This window comes from Chryseobacterium sp. WG23, from assembly GCF_024586575.1.
GTDB lineage: Bacteria > Bacteroidota > Bacteroidia > Flavobacteriales > Weeksellaceae > Chryseobacterium.
Genome location: NZ_JALCZE010000011.1, coordinates 137,240 through 150,700, shown reverse-complemented (window position 1 = coordinate 150,700; position 13,461 = coordinate 137,240). Strand labels below are relative to the sequence as shown.

The 13,461-nt window shown below is 37.6% G+C and carries 12 protein-coding genes; 5 read left to right on the top strand and 7 right to left on the bottom strand.

Annotated features, from left to right (window positions below; all coding sequences use genetic code 11):
- Positions 1-27 precede the first annotated feature (27 nt).
- The 4 genes from MP477_RS17355 to MP477_RS17340 all read right to left on the bottom strand — a co-directional run bounded on the left by MP477_RS17355 (position 28) and on the right by MP477_RS17340 (position 6,921).
- On the bottom strand, positions 28-951 hold the full coding sequence (locus MP477_RS17355; RefSeq protein ID WP_257191370.1) for a T9SS-dependent choice-of-anchor J family protein: 924 nt from the start codon (positions 949-951) through the stop codon (positions 28-30).
- A 79-nt stretch (positions 952-1,030) separates the two neighbouring features.
- Positions 1,031-2,329 carry a hypothetical protein gene (locus MP477_RS17350; RefSeq protein WP_257191369.1) on the bottom strand — a complete coding sequence of 433 codons (1,299 nt, stop codon included), beginning with the start codon at positions 2,327-2,329 and terminating at the stop codon, positions 1,031-1,033.
- 296 nt (positions 2,330-2,625) lie between these two features.
- Positions 2,626-5,910, bottom strand: a complete 3,285-nt coding sequence (locus MP477_RS17345) for a TonB-dependent receptor (RefSeq protein ID WP_257191368.1) — start codon at positions 5,908-5,910, stop codon at positions 2,626-2,628.
- 63 nt (positions 5,911-5,973) lie between these two features.
- Positions 5,974-6,921: a FecR family protein gene (locus MP477_RS17340; RefSeq protein WP_257191367.1), complete on the bottom strand. Its 948-nt coding sequence runs from the start codon at positions 6,919-6,921 to the stop codon at positions 5,974-5,976.
- A gap of 242 nt (positions 6,922-7,163) precedes the next feature.
- Here MP477_RS17340 and MP477_RS17335 point away from each other — a divergent pair, with 242 nt between their 5' ends.
- Positions 7,164-7,790 carry an RNA polymerase sigma factor gene (locus MP477_RS17335; protein WP_257191366.1) on the top strand — a complete coding sequence of 209 codons (627 nt, stop codon included), beginning with the start codon at positions 7,164-7,166 and terminating at the stop codon, positions 7,788-7,790.
- Between the two features lie 97 nt (positions 7,791-7,887).
- On the opposite strand, the gene MP477_RS17330 is transcribed toward MP477_RS17335, so the two are convergent.
- Positions 7,888-8,508, bottom strand: coding sequence for a metalloregulator ArsR/SmtB family transcription factor (locus MP477_RS17330; RefSeq protein WP_257191365.1), 621 nt, complete (start codon positions 8,506-8,508; stop codon positions 7,888-7,890).
- Positions 8,509-8,702: 194 nt separating this feature from the next.
- Here MP477_RS17330 and MP477_RS17325 point away from each other — a divergent pair, with 194 nt between their 5' ends.
- The 4 genes from MP477_RS17325 (at position 8,703) to MP477_RS17310 (ending at position 10,988) form a co-directional block, all read left to right on the top strand.
- Positions 8,703-9,329, top strand: coding sequence for a superoxide dismutase (locus MP477_RS17325; protein WP_257191364.1), 627 nt, complete (start codon positions 8,703-8,705; stop codon positions 9,327-9,329).
- Between the two features lie 16 nt (positions 9,330-9,345).
- A complete protein-coding gene (locus MP477_RS17320; protein WP_230038459.1) occupies positions 9,346-9,840 on the top strand; it encodes a DUF2480 family protein in 495 nt (164 codons plus the stop codon).
- 6 nt (positions 9,841-9,846) lie between these two features.
- Complete coding sequence (locus tag MP477_RS17315; protein WP_257191363.1) at positions 9,847-10,416, top strand: NADPH-dependent FMN reductase; 570 nt, start codon at positions 9,847-9,849, stop codon at positions 10,414-10,416.
- 221 nt (positions 10,417-10,637) lie between these two features.
- Positions 10,638-10,988, top strand: a complete 351-nt coding sequence (locus tag MP477_RS17310; protein ID WP_230038455.1) for a 4Fe-4S dicluster domain-containing protein — start codon at positions 10,638-10,640, stop codon at positions 10,986-10,988.
- A 218-nt stretch (positions 10,989-11,206) separates the two neighbouring features.
- Here the strand turns inward: MP477_RS17310 and MP477_RS17305 are convergent, their stop codons facing one another.
- Together MP477_RS17305 and MP477_RS17300 are read right to left on the bottom strand one after the other, a co-directional pair.
- Entirely contained in the window at positions 11,207-12,142 is a 936-nt protein-coding gene (locus MP477_RS17305; RefSeq protein ID WP_257191362.1) for a ketopantoate reductase family protein, read from the bottom strand.
- Between the two features lie 63 nt (positions 12,143-12,205).
- On the bottom strand, positions 12,206-12,787 hold the full coding sequence (locus MP477_RS17300) for a Crp/Fnr family transcriptional regulator (RefSeq protein ID WP_257191361.1): 582 nt from the start codon (positions 12,785-12,787) through the stop codon (positions 12,206-12,208).
- Positions 12,788-13,461 lie beyond the last annotated feature (674 nt).

Below are 13,461 nucleotides of genomic sequence, written 5' to 3'. Positions count from 1 at the left end.
TGATTGTTTTTTTTAAGAGTTAACTTATTATTTTTTAATAAATTTCAATCGCTCTGTAGTCTTTCCGTCAGTAATTTCCGCGATATAAGTTCCTGCCGATAATCCTGCTACATTAATAGATTGGGAATACTGAGCTGTAATCACTTTTTGGGCTGTAGTATTGTAAATACTTACTACTGCTGTTTTTTCTTTCAATTCCGGGTTAAGCTTTAATTTCAGAGTTTCTTTTACAGGGTTCTCTGCTATTTGAGTTATATTTTTCTTTGTTTTTACATCCTTTGTTCCTAAAAATGCGCTGGCATAAATAGCCATTTCATCGATATTGATATTTTGGATATTATTACTGTTAGGTTTTCTGTTGGACCATAATCCGATATAGATTTTCTTTCCTGCAAAAGCAGAGATATCTACCAGATCCTGTACAAATTGGGTAAGATCTGTAGGGAAAGGATTATCAGATCCTCCTACTTGTATTTTATAAGGGCTTGGAAGCTCATTACCTGCAGTATCTACAGTCATTGCCTGGAAATCTGATAATTCAGGAACTGCTTTCTGAGGAGTACTTACATAGATATAAAGGTCTCTACCGAGCGTGGTATGGGTAGTTCTTTGTCTCCCGACATAGGCAGCAAGAGTGATGGTTCCTGCCGTATTTGACAAATCAATCTGAGGAGAAATGATCCAGTCATTTTCTGAGCCAAATCCTGTTGCGGTTCCTGTTGGAACCAGGTTAATGGAATGACGGAGAACACCTGCAGTTCCATATACCATAGAAGTACCATTGTGATAAATATTTTGTCCCTGAAGCCATCCATTGCTGTTGTTATTCAGATCATGGAAGGTCCATCCCTGAAGATCAGCAGGAGTATCAAAAGTATTTCCCCATACCAGGGTTTGTGCTGTAGCCAGCTGAGATAAAAACAGAACAGATGATAAAATTATTTTTTTCATGACAATTATTATTATAATTTTTTTGAGTAATAAAAAGCAAGGAATCAGCATACGCTGTTTCCCTGCTTTTAAAAATTTATTATTCTACAATAGCAAAATTGTATTTTGTCCAGGTTCCCTGGAAGTTTCCACAGTTTCTAGGTGAAACATTCCAAAGACCTTCGTTGAAGAATGGCTGGCTCATTCCCCATAATGCCGCTGTATTTCCTGTAAGAAGGTTAGCTGCCGGAATTCCTGCTGTACCTGCACCTGTCACAGAAGTTGTAAATCCATGAACCTGAATAGAGTTTAAAGTAGAGGCAGCAGAAAGCTGAGAACCTGTACCTTCTACTTTGATTCCCACTGGATAACCTGTTACTACAGCATTATTTAAAGTTAACTTACCGTTTCTTCTGATATGGATACCGTTTTCGTAGGCAGCTCCTTGTCCTGCATTACCATATTTAGCGCCAATGATCGTAAGGTTATTGATCACAGGATTTGTAATCAATGAAGTAGCTGTACCTGTTGCGTTGTTATCCAACTCAATACCGTTAGAATCAGGGCTTCCACCACTTACAGTATGTGCTGAATTGTAATCTGCCAGAGAAAGAGCACAAGTAATAGTTCCTGTATACCCATTATCAAAGTCAAAATTATCATCTTCAGCAGCAAAAGAAATTAGGTTTGAAGCATTTACTGTACCTCCAAAGAACTCAAAAGAGTCATCCTGACCGTAAGAAACCTGGATATGATCTAAAGTAGTTCCGTTTCCAACACCTCCTAATGATAAAGCATTCACTTCATTACCAGAGTTAGCTCCTACGAAATCGTACCCAGCAAACTCGATACGTACATACTTTAAGATCCCTGCATTATGAGAAGGATTGGTTCCTCCGAAATAATAATCACTTCCTGTAAGACCTTCAATAGTAGTGGTAGAAGGCACATTGGTAGGTGCATCTCCTAAAAGGATTACCCCTCCGAAATCTCCAGGAGTTGCAGTAGTGTCTTCGTTTCCGTCCAATAATTTGTAGCTGGTAAAAATAATAGGCTGAGATTCTGTCCCGGTAGCATTAATTTTACCTGTTTTTGTAACTACTAAAATTCCTGAACCTTCTCCTGAAGCGTTTGGTTTAGCTTTGATAAAAGTTCCAGGCTGAATAGTAAGGGTAGCTCCATTTTTAACAGCTACAGTACCGTCAAGCTCTATAACACCACTCCATGTAGTATTAGAAGTAATAGCACCGCTAACAGTAGTAACAGGAAGTGCAGAAGCCGTAAGATATTCCGCAGAAGTTGCTTTCATATCGAATGGTGTAGAAGAATCTGCTAAGTTATCGTGTTGACAAGCAGTAAGAGATAATGCAGCAGCTGCAATAAGAGTTAGTTTTTTCATTGTTATAATTTTTAAGAGATCCGGTGTTTATTTTATGGCCGGAAATTTTAATATTGAGGAATATCCGCCTCTATATTCCTGCGATTTGGTTTTTATTTCACCCTGCATCCCATGAGGAGCTGATCTGCCGGGGTTTCCTGTTTATCCGCTACTACCCGGAAAAATATAGTAGCGTTCGGTTTTTGGCTGATCCGGTACTGCTGTGCGCATCATCAGTATTGATCCGGTTCCTGTTCAGGATTCCGAAACCTGTACATTTCTATATCAAGAGCTCTTAACTTCTATCTTATCATTGATCAAAATGTATAATTCACACTCAGCCCGAATATTCTTCCGCTGTAGGCACGAAATAAGATTTTGTCAATATTTTTATCATATTTATTGGTAGCGCCCGGTAATAATTCCAGGGATTCCCTTTCTGTTTCCAGGCCGCTTCCGCCTCCACTTTTCTTTCCTGCATAGGAATTAAAATTGTTATAGTATTCTTTTACCCTGTTGAAAAGGTTTTTGACATTTAATTTAACTTCAAGGTTTCTGTTCTGAAGAAATTTATATGAGATCTGGGCATCTGCTACGGCATACGGCCGCTGTATTTCTTCCCCGTTATAAGAATAACCTACGGTAATATATTGATCACCTTTGGCGTTATACAGGAAGCTCAGTCCCAGTCTTTCATCATCATACATTAACCCTACATTATAAGCATAAGGAGTCTGCCCATACAGAGGCCTGGAAACTTCATAGGTGGCATCATGATCACCAGTTTTTTCACGGTCTTTAAAAGCAATTACTTTAGTGTCGTTATAGGTAAAATTTCCGCTCACAAAAAGATGGGATAATATGGAATTGGCTGCAATGAACCCCAGGTTTTTCCGTACTTCCACTTCAAGGCCTTTCAGTTTTGCATTTTTAGAATTCCCATTATACAGATACAGGTTTCCTTCATTAGAAATATAGCCCTCACGTTCAATGGGGTGGTCTAAATTTTTATAGTAAATTCCTGCAGAAAAAATCTCTCCTAATCCCGGAAACCATTCAAATTTAAAATCATAATTATTGACTACAGAAGATACCATTTCTGTATTGTAAATCTGACCGTTGGCTATTGGGTCAAAATAGGGCAATCCTGTTCTTTCATTAAACTGGGGACGGATCACGGTTTTATTATAGGCCAGTCTCATATTGATTTTATTGGTGGGACTGTAGGTAAAATTGGCAGAAGGCATCCATTGCCAAGGTTTATCATCAACGCTAGGTTTGTTTACATTTCTGGCATCTTCAGTATCGAGTTGCTGAGAAATAAGATCATATTTAAAATATTCTGCCCGTAATCCCCAGACCAATCTGAATTTGTTCCTCCAGCGGTTATCAAACATAAGATACATGGCATGCTGCTCCACTTCACCTTCATATTTATCATTTTTATAGAGAGGCCTGGTCTGCCATCCAATCCCACCGGGAACATAATGAGAGCCATTAAACCAATCGGAAAGAGCACCGTACATCTGTAATATTTTACTGTTCGGGACGTTCCTATTCGGATCTACTCTCAATAAAAATTTTTGCTGTTGGTTGGTATTTGTTTTGGATGCACCGGCATACCCTATTTTGATATCATTTTTAAAGGTTTCTCTGTCTAAATTCCATTTGAATGAAGCTCCATAATTATAATCTGTTTCTTTAGTACCAATATATCCCCTGGCAAAATCACTTGAAGAATTATTGACCTCATGATAGCTTAAAATCTCACTTCCTATAAAATTATATAAACTCTGATGCAGTGTATAATCTTTTGTATCCGAAGACACCCCGGTTCTGGCAGCAAACCAGCTGATCTCCATATTTCCAAGCTTGTGATTACCTTCCAGCTTATTCTGCAGGAACATCTGGTAAACAGGATAATTGGTGTTTCCTGTAAAAGGTTTATCCAACGATTTAATTTGCGAAGGATCATTGTTTGGAATAACACCGTTATAAAAATAATTATAGGAAGTTTCCGCATTGGAAGGTAAACCACTTCCACTTGTATATTCATTCCAGCCCGTAATCCGGGTCAGGGTATTATCATAAATATGTGTGTAGGAATTACGGAAGGAAATTCTGCTTTTATTAAGCTGCAATCCAAAATTCAGCATCCCTGCCAGCGTAGAATTGTAATTGTAAGAAGCCCCCGTATTTTTAAAATTATAGAAAGGAATCTGCCCGTTGGCATCAAGAGGTCCGGTAGTATCCAGCCAGTTTCCTCTTCCCGTATGGTCGATATCCAGTTTATTCTGTTCATTTTTAATGATAAAGGCGCCTGCAAAACCCCATTTATTATTGTTTTTAAGAGCATACGTTCTTCCCAGTGCCATCTGTATATTAGACCCCATATCGCCTCTTGTCTTATACGTCGTAAAATTATCATTGACGAACTGTTTAGACTGTTCGAAAAACAATGGGTTGTTTATACCCATCGCCTCGAGGCCTTTCGGGAAGTTTCTTGTTCCGTCATCATATCCGAAATAATCATATTTTCCCCGTTTCCGGGTCAGGAATTCTTTAAATGCTGCCTGATCATTGTAAGAAGTTCCCAATGTAACGGTAGTGAAGTTTTCGTTGGGAATATCTTTGGTTCTTACTTCTACATACCCTCCTGCAAAGCTGGCATTCATATCCGGGGTTGCAGATTTACTCACCACTACACTTTCCACCATGGCGGTAGGAATAATATCGAAAGAGAAATTCTGGTTATAAGCTTCTGTGCTGGGCAAATTGATCCCATCCATAGCAGCGGTATTCCAGCGCTCTCCCATTGACCTTACCACTACATATTTGTTATCTATAGTCGTGATTCCAGTGACTCTTTTTAAAGTTCCCCCTACATCACTGTCCGGAGTTTTAGAGATCTGTTCCGCAGAAATTCCGTCACTCATCTGGGCTGCTTTTTTCTGTTGAGCCAGTAATCCTGCCTGCGTATCTGCTTTACGGGTAGCTGTTACCACCACTTCTTTAATGTCTGTAATTTTATCGGAAGCCGTATTTAATGCAAATGAAACCGTATTGGTTTCCTTATTGGTAACGGATAGCTTCTCTACCCTAAGTGTATTATATTTAGGGGCTTTTATCATAAGAGTATAGATTCCTGACGGAAGATCTATATTAAAATCCCCGTTATTATCCGTGGTTACGGCTTTCTGGGCGCTACTTACTTCTGCTCCGGCAATCGGGTTTCCCACTTCATCAACAATTTTTCCTGAAATACGTCCGTTTCCCGGTACAGAAACAGCTGAGCCGGCATATTGTATTGAAATAAGGTCGCCATGCAGACGGAATACTACAGGAAGTCCGCTGGTAATATCTTTCAGACAGCTGTTGATAGAACTGTTTTCACATTTTATTCCTTTTACCTTCAGCTCTTTGATATCTGTTTTTGAGTAGGCCAGTCTCATTCCGGTTTTTCCTGCAAATTCTTCCAATACTTCAATTAACGGTCTGTTGGTAGGAACAGAAAATGACACTTTCTGAACCAATTCCTGTGCTTCTGCTGCTACAGTAAAAAATAACGCTGCTATGGTAAAACCACATTTCAAACTTTTCATACGTGAGTGTTCTCTTTTAAATTAATGGTTATCTGATTATTTGTTTTTTGGTGATTATCTTTTTTATTTTTTCAAAATATAGATGTTGTCTTTTTTCTGTACTTCCAATCCCAATATGAAAGCCAGTGATTCAATATTTTCACCCACTGTTCCTCCTGTAAAATCTGCGGTAATCTTTTTATCTTCTGCTTCTTTAGGGTAATAAATCTTTGTACTGTAATTGCCTTCCAACACTGCAATGACCTCCTTTAGTGCAACATCAGTAAAGCTTAAAGACAGCAGTGCCGGAGTCTGTTTATTCAGGGTTCCGTCCGGAGCAAATGAAATAATGGCAGTAGTACGGGCTACTCCGAAGTTGGTCCACTTCTGATTGGGCTTCAGGTAAGAATCGGGAGCACCTGCAGAAGAGACGGCCACTTTTCCTTCATAAAGGTCCACTGCTTTTTTCTTTCCGGATTGTGAGATTTTGAATACCGTTCCCAATACTTTTGTACTGAAACCTTCAGCCTGAACTATAAAAGGATGAGCTTTTGATTTGGCTACAGAAAAAACAGCATCTCCTTTCAAATCTACAATCCTGGTAGATGCCGGAAACGATGGATCCACACTAAGCTCAGCTCCCGGCAGCAACGTTACCACAGTTCCGTCTGAAAGATGTACCGTTTTATTTCCAGCCCCTGCAAGGTAAACATCATGTTTAAAGAATGTATTATAGGTAAACCAGCCTCCCAATGACAAAAGCAAAACAATAACAGCTGCAACTCTGTAGGCATACTTTTTAAAACTTCCGATATGCCTGCCTTTTTCAATAGGTATAAAATAATGTTCCAGCGCAGATAATACCCTTTCTTTGACTTCTTTCATATGAATGGGATCCAGCTCTTTTTCTGCATGGATTTTCCATTTCTCTATAATTTCACTTTCCTTATCAGAGATTTTTTCCTCCGAAACTTCCCGTGCCCAAAGCCTGAAAACAAAGGCTTCAATATTTTTATATTTAAAACGTTTCATAAAATAGTTCATCGTATTCACAGATACTTCTATCTATAAGACGGTGAAAATGGAAAACTTCCCCAGGGCATTCTTAATATTCTATTCACATTAGCCTTCTATTACTTATCATTTTTAATATTTTTTACATTTATTCAACATTAGATTCATATTTAAGCTCTGATCTTCAGAAATATTTAACCTTACCATAACTAAAGTTCATAAAAAGTTAATTTTCCTTTAAGTAATTTTGTTTCAACAATATGAAACTAACAGACACAGCTTTATTAAAGAAAATAAAATCAGGAGACCGCCCTGCATTTACGCTGTTGTATGACCGATATTGGGATAGTTTATACCGCTTTGTTTTTGTACGGACCAAGGATAAAGAAGTTTCCGAAGAGCTGCTCCAGGATTTATGGATGAAAATCATTGAAAATACGGATACCATACAAACAGATGAGTCAGAAAGTGCAAAAGGATATCTGCTCCGCCATCTTCACTACCGGATCATTGATTATTACAACAGCTATAAAAAAGCTCCTCCCATCCTGAGTATTGATGAAATTGATTTCCCTCTGGAAACATATCTGACAGATACTGAGTATTTTGAAATTCTTGAAGAAAATGAAATTTCTACATTATTATCCATGATTGATGATGTCGTTTCGCAACTTCCCTCCACAGAGCAGCAAGTCTATGATATGAGGATCCGGAGAAATATGTCGGTGAATGAAACAGCAGAAGCTTTAGGAATAAGCAATAAAACCGTTAGTAATAAATTAAGCAAAGCATTGGGTGAAATCCGGGAAAAACTGAATCCTGAGTATCAGTCTTCTAAAAAGCTGGTGTCTATCCTTATGCTTATGGAAATGATGACAAGATATTAATTAAGTGAATAGTCAATTTGCTATGCAGTCAATGCTCAATTATGTGCGCCTTATAAATTCATAGCAGAGCGGATTTACATTTTCACTATATCGTCAATTAATTGCTGATCTTGTACACGCAACGCTGACCCCCTGAAATAATATGATCTACCCTTTCTACGGTATAGTTTTTTCCGATCAATGATTGAAAATTTGATAATTCAGCCCGGCAAAACCCCTGGCACTCGGTGGCTGCAGCACATATTGGGCAATGGTTTTCAGTCAGGAAATAGTCATGCCCTTCTTTTTTCCATTCTGCCATATACCCTTCATCACTGCGGACCTTTACCAGAATTTCCAACCGTTGTTCAAGAGATTTTGATTTGGCAAGTGCTTTTTCATACCGGTTATGTGTGTTTTTTTCGCGGTCACTGATCAATAAGTCTAAAGCATTTTCACCTAAAAGATTCTTTACAGACTTTAAAAGCTGGACGGTAACGTCGGCATGGGTATCCGGAAACCGACCCAATCCTTTTTCGGTGAGTGTATAATAGGTAGATGGACGGCCAACTCCCTCACTTTTTACAGTGGATTGAATCAATCCTTCCTGGGCAAGGTTCAGCAAATGCTTTCTCGCACCCTCTTTTGTAACAGTCAGTTCTTCAGCAATAAGATGTGAAGTTGCCTCTCCCCTCATCTTTAGAAACATCAGGATACGATCTGCTGCCGACTTTTTCATTTGACAATATTTAGGTTGTTTTATTTTTCAACAACAAAGATAGTCATTTTCTATAATCTCAAATAAACAACAATAAAATATTGATTTAAAACATATTATTACAAAAGTATGTCAACTCTATAAAACAACTAAAAAGTTGTTTTATTAAAATATATGTTTACCTTTGTGATACAATAATCAAAAAAATAAATACAATGAAACTGTTTACACTACCTCAGCTTTCTTATGCTTATGACGCTTTAGAACCTTTTATCGATAAGGAAACAATGACCATCCACCATCAGCGCCATCACCAGGCATATGTAGATAATCTGAATGCAGCCCTGGAACAAACCAGTGAAGTCAATCCTGATCTGGATTCACTATTACAAAGAATCAGCGAATATAGTCCGGCTGTAAGAAATAATGGTGGTGGGCACTATAATCATTCTTTATTTTGGAAAATTATTTCCCCGTCACCAAAATTAAACCCTGAAGGCCCACTGAATGATTCTATTACTGCAACATTTGGAAGCCTTGAAAACCTTAAAACAGAAATGAAAAAAGCCGGACTGGGTCAGTTTGGTTCCGGATGGGTTTGGTTATACATGAAATTCAACGGGTCCCTGGCAGTAAGCTCTACCCCTAATCAGGACAATCCAATGATGGATGTTTTATCAATGAACAGAGGCTTCCCAATTCTTGGAATAGATGTTTGGGAACACGCTTATTATCTGGCTTATCAAAATAAAAGAGCAGACTACCTTGATTCATTCTGGTCTGTGCTGAATTGGTCTGCAGTAGAGAAAAAATATGAAGAAGCCCTTTTAAAAATAAGATAATTGATTACAGAAGATTATGGAAACTTTCATCAATAAAGCAGAAGCTTCAGGCATTATTGCTTTAGATCTTTTAGATTATAAACCTACTACAGAAATTGTAGAACTGGATATCAAGGATTATCTTTTTATGGGAATGGTTGTCAAAGAGAAAGAATTTAAAGAATCAATTGCAGCAATCGACTTTTCCGTGTACAACGAAAAAGCTGTCGGAATCATCTGTTCCACCGATGCTATCATTCCACCATGGGTATATATGTTCCTAATGGAAAAGTTATCACCTTATGCCGTTTATGTAGATCTAAACAATGCCGAAGCTGTTCTTCTTGATCTTTGGAAACGCCGTCTCACTTATGCAGACCTGAAGCATTATAAAAACCAGAAGGTAGTTGTCCGGGCAAGGGCTGACCATGATTCTTCGCTCTATTTACTGGCTGCCGGACTTCTGAAACCTCTTGTTAAAAGCCTGATGTATGGAGAAATAGGGCTACCTAAAGTAATTTTCAAAACATAAAACAAAATGAAAGCACTCATATTCAACGGATCACTGGAAAGAAGAGCGGAATCCACATCAGGACATATTTCCAATTATTTTGCAGATCATCTGAAAACGATGGGAATTCAAACTGAAATTTTCACACTCGCTGATTCCGGGATTCCTTTATTTGATCTCAGTCTTACCAAAACACCCTTGGCTGTGGAGCGAATGGCTCAACTATTTACGGATGCAGATCTTCACATCTGGCTCGCTCCCCTATACCATGGAAGCATTCCCGGAGTTATGAAAAACTGCCTGGACTGGCTTGAAGTAACAGCCGGCAGATATGAACCTTACCTTACAGATAAAACGGTTGGCCTGATATGCTGGGCCGACGGACTGCAAGCTATGCAGGGAATCAATGCAATGGATGCTATTGCCAAATCACTAAGGGCCTGGCCATTGCCGTTCAGCGTACCTATCGTCCGGTCCGCCTTATTTGACAGTGACCATAAGACAGAAATTTCACCTTTATATTCGGGAAAGTTTGACAAGCTTATCGGCATTGCCACTTCAAAAAGAATAGAAAGAACTACAATAGATCAATCATAACATGATAGAACAAACAGCAGATTAGCCAGCCAGATCTACTTAAACGCAGACATGGATGGACTTGCTGTGAAGATTGCTAAAGATTAACAGCTTCAAAATAAAAGTTTGCACAGTTTATGATGTATAAATTACTGAAACTGTTTTAATTAAGTTTGTAGGGGATTTCTAAAACAGGACAACGTTGAAGAAATCCCTTTTTAAACATATAAATAATAAAAAAAATGGCCATAAAAATAACGGATGCCTGTATCAATTGTGGAGCCTGCGAACCTGAATGTCCCAACTCAGCCATTTATGAAGGAGCTATAGACTGGCGCTGGCAGGACAAGACAAAACTTTCAGGCAGAGTAACATTTCCTGATGGTACTGAAGCTGATGCCAATGCCTTTAATCCCGCTGTATCGGATGAGGTATATTATATCGTCTCTGGAAAATGCACCGAATGTAAAGGTTTCCATGAAGAACCACAGTGTAAGGCTGTATGTCCGGTAGACTGCTGTGTTGATGATCCTGATCACCGTGAATCGGAGGAAGTTCTTTTGAACCGACAGAAATTCATGCATGGAACCTGAGCTGTATATACCGTTTACCACTACAATTCATTTTTATAACATTATTTAAATTTCTTCTAGCTGATACTTTTTTTAAAACAAAATTCAGAACCATCAAAGACAGGGATCGTGAGTATTAGAATCAAAGAAAATGAAATATAAAATTTCAAATAAATAAGGCGAGTTAAAACCCGCCCTATTTATCAATCATCCACTGGTTTTATCCAAATTTTTTGATATTATTTTGTCTTAATCTCAGTATATATTTTTTGAGTAAATGGAGTCTTTATACCGAGCTCAGCTCCATATTTTAAAATTGCTCCTGCAAATAATTCCAGTTCATTATCTTTTTTCCCGGAATGAATATCCAGCTGTAAAGAAGTTGGGGTTTCAAAAGGAAATGTAGATGCCTTGGCAAAGGTTGCCTCAATAATATCGTCCTGCAAAGGAATTTCCTTCTGAACGGCAATCTGTTGTATTTCTTTCATGATTTCAGAGGCTTCAACTTTCTGCTGCTCATCGGTACACACTGTTCCGATAGATGAATTATGCTTTGCAGTTACCATTCCAAAGCTGGCGATAAAGAAAAACTTGGTCCAGATATCCGTTAACGAGTTGTCTTTAAAATCAAAATCAATTTTACTTTCTTTCAATAGATCAACTATCCAGTTCACATCGCTGGAAAAATGGTCAGGATCCCTACCCACGATCATTCTACCGGCTTTTCCCTTATGTTCTACCGTTCCCCTTTCTTTAATATGGGAAGCTACGTAAATACAGGTTGGCAATACCGTATGATCAGGGATTACCTGTCTGATCCTGTCATAAATATCAGCTCCGTTCATCATCGGAAGCAGTACAGTATCTTCGGTAATGACTTCTTTAAGCTGCCTGCAGACATTTTCAAGGTCATATTCCTTGACACAGATCAGCACAAGATCAGGATTTTTTATATTACTGATATGCTGCTCTACAGCATCAGGATGCGTGCTGTTGTCAGGGTGTTCCGGAGACACTAAGATCAGTCCGTTTTCTTTTACCTTCTTATAGGTTTCTCCCCTGGCCACAAAGGAGACTTTATATTTTCCGGAAATTTCATTAGCCTTATTTATTTTAAATCCAAAATAACCGCCTACACCTCCTAATCCAACAACAACAATATGTTTTTTATTCATGAAATTATTTTTAGCAAAGATCAGGGATAAGGTATGAAATACCACTTGACAAATGAAAAGAAATTACTTTTTATGGATATCTCTTCTGATCCTGCTCAGCGAACTGTCTTTAATTCCCAGATAAGAAGCAATTACTTTCAACGGAACATGCTGAAATATATTGGGATCTTTCTTCATCAGATTGAAATACCTTGTTGAAGCCTTTTGGCTGGCCATTTCTATCAATCTGTCATGAATATGATAATAGTTAACCACGAAAAGAAGCCTGCTGAACTCTCTGAATTCCGGGATATTATGAAAATTATGTTGTACATTTTCTAAACCTGTCGCCCAAAAGCTACAGTCTGTCACCGTCTGGTAAACTTCCTTGGTGGGCTGTTGCCTGAAAAAGGATAAAAAGTCATTCACAAAACACGGCGCCGCATAAATATTAGTCGTAATTTCTTCATTATCTTCATTTAAAATATAAGAACGGACATAGCCTTTTTCCAAAAAATAAGTTTTGGTGCTGATGGTATTTTTATCCAGCAAAATGGTATTTGCCTTTAAATCAAAATGACTAAAGGTTTCTGTAATTTTTTCAACCACCTCTTCTTTGATACTGAATAAGGAGTGAAAATAATTGTTGATTGATGATTTGTCCATTCAATAAATACTCAATACGAACATTAGGTATTCGGCTAAAGCAAAAGTAATACTTATTAAAGAAAAGAATGCAGTGAGCTTAAAATATTAAAGTTTTTATTAACCACAAATCGAAGATTTGACGTAGTCAAAAGTCACAAAGTTTCTTGAACACCTAAGATTTTTTTTAGTTAATATCATACTGCTGAAAAGTACACATAAGTTTTATGAAAATCTCTGATTTTCTCCTAAAGTGAACTTACTTATATGCAATGATTTTTACACTTGCTTAAGTGAGCTAAAGTGTTAAAATATATGGCATTAAGGTTCTTTTATACGATGTAGTAATAAAAATCTGCTTGATTTGCTGAATCAGCGAGAGAAATATTAACCACAAAAGTCATAAAAGATTTAAACACTTAATAAAGCTGGGAAAATAAGCTCACATAAGTTTTTAAAAAATCAAAGATTTTTTTGCTTAAGAATACTTTTATTTTCAATCCGTTTAAACTTAAAATAACTAAAGTGTTTATAGCTTTTTACTCAGATTTTGTTACTAAATTTTTAATTAGTTTAAACAGGCTTATTATTAAAACCACCCCGTCAAAAATTCTTTGAATTTTCACCACCCTTCCAAAGGGAGGTGAATACGTAAACGTAAGAGTCTTCCCGTTTTCCAATATCTATTACGGTAT